The organism is Streptomyces sp. LBL, from assembly GCF_029893585.1.
GTDB lineage: Bacteria > Actinomycetota > Actinomycetes > Streptomycetales > Streptomycetaceae > Streptomyces.
The window spans coordinates 1-1,563 of record NZ_JARXYX010000089.1 but is presented as its reverse complement, the minus strand read 5'-3'; the positions used below and the strand labels follow the sequence as shown (position 1 = coordinate 1,563).

Genomic DNA, 1,563 nt, shown 5'->3' with positions numbered 1-1,563 from the left:
CCCACGAAGCAAGGCACCTCTGAAGTGAGAGTCTCCCACGGCCCGGCGACCTTGTTCGCCGCGTTCGACGACCCGGACCTGATCGCGCATGCCGGGCTGGTCCCCACGATCCGGCTGGCCGAGCGGTGCGGTCTGCCCGTCCTGGTGGCCGAGAAAGTGAGGCTCACCGGCGCGAAGCACGGTGCCGGGACGGCAGCCGACGCGAAGGCCCTGTCGATCGTGAGCGGCATGATCGCGGGTGCGGACAGTATCGATGACCTGGACGTGCTCCGGCACGGCGGCCTGTCCCGCCTGTTCGGCGGGGTGCGGGCGCCGTCCACGCTCGGCACGTTCCTGCGCGCGTTCACCTGGGGACACGTACGCCAACTGGAGTCCGCCGCACGGGCGTTCACCTGCAACCTGGCCGCACACACCGGTCTGGTCCCCACGACGGACGAGGTGGTGTTCGTGGACATCGACTCCAAAGTCAAGCAGGTCTACGGCCCGGCCAAGCAGGGTGCCTCCTTCGGCTACACCAAACAGCGGGGCCTGCACTTCCAGATCGTCACGGTCAAGACGGGCACCTGCGCGCCGGTGATCGTGGCAACGAGGCTGCGCAAGGGCTCTGCCAACTCCGGCAAGGGCGCGGCGAGTCTGCTACGCGAGGCGCTGGCCACGGTGCGGGCGATGGGCATCACCGCCCAGATCATCGTCCGCGCCGACTCCGCGTACTTCTCCCACAAGGTCGTCGAGGTCTGCCGTACGGCCGGCGCACGGTTCTCGCTCGCGGTCGCGGTCAGGAAGACGATCCGCGCAGCGATCGCGGGCATCGCCGAGGACGCCTGGACGCCGATCAAGTACGCCGCCGCCGTCTGGGACGCCGAGGAGGAACGCTGGATCTCCGACGCCGAGATCACCGAGGTCCCCTTCACCGCGTTCACCAGCAAGAAGAAGGCGTTCCACACCACCGCCCGGCTGATCGTACGCCGGGTCAAGCGCCTGAACCCGAAGAGCGTTCCCGAGGGGCAGTCCGAGCTGTTCGGCGTCTGGCGCCACCACGTCATCTTCACCGACAGCCCGTTCGTCCTGGCCCAGGCCGAACCCATGCACCGCGAACACGCCCAGGTCGAGCAGGTCTTCGCCGATCTGGAAGACTCCGCGCTCGCCCATCTTCCGTCGGGGAAGTTCACCGCGAACGCCGCCTGGCTCACCCTCGCAGCCACCGCCTACAACCTCACCCGGGCCGCCGGCCACCTCGCCTCCGTCTTCCATGCCAGAGCACGGACCGGCACCATCCGCCGCCACCTGATCAACATCCCCGCCCGGATCGCCACCGGCGCCCGCCGCCTCACCCTCCACCTGCCCCAACTCTGGCGCTGGGCCGACGACTTCACCGACCTGTGGACGACGACCGGACAGCGCATGGTCACCTGACCCACGCGACCACCCTGCCCGCCCACCACCCGAAAGACCTCGGAGACCCCGCACCGGACGGCCACCCGGCAATCACCGCTGCCCACACCCCGAAGAAACACCCGGAACCCGCCCGACACCCATGATCAGCATTCACGCGGTGGATCGAGG

The 1,563-nt window shown here is 69.0% G+C and carries 1 protein-coding gene; it reads left to right on the top strand.

Annotated elements, in window-relative coordinates; genetic code table 11:
* Window positions 1-24: 24 nt before the first annotated feature.
* Entirely contained in the window at window positions 25-1,413 is a 1,389-nt protein-coding gene (locus tag M2271_RS42380) for an IS1380 family transposase (protein ID WP_280892809.1), read from the top strand.
* Window positions 1,414-1,563 lie beyond the last annotated feature (150 nt).